A 262-nucleotide genomic window follows, 5' to 3' on the forward strand; every position below is an offset into this window, starting at 1 on the left:
CTGCCGCCGACCATGATGTCCCCGGGCGATCTGAGCGGCAAGAACGTTGCCGTCGTCATCGGGACGGCGCTCTCGGTCACCGTTCCGGACGGTACCGAGGACCAGTGGCGGGGAACCACCGACGACCCCACGATCGCCGAGTTCTCGGCCGGCGGCTCCGACGAGGGGGCGACCTTCCGCCCCGGCTTCATCGCGCGCAAACTCGGCACGACGAAGGCGACGTTGACCGGACCGGACGGCACGACGAGCGCCTTCACGATCT

The 262-nt window shown here is 69.5% G+C and carries 1 protein-coding gene; it reads left to right on the forward strand.

What is annotated here, in order from left to right:
- On the forward strand, positions 1-262 hold a 262-nt coding region (locus ACZ3GY_RS24260; RefSeq protein WP_465912326.1), incomplete at both ends, for a hypothetical protein.

The sequence above is a fragment of the Pseudomonas sp. PME37.24/006 genome (assembly GCF_055556635.1).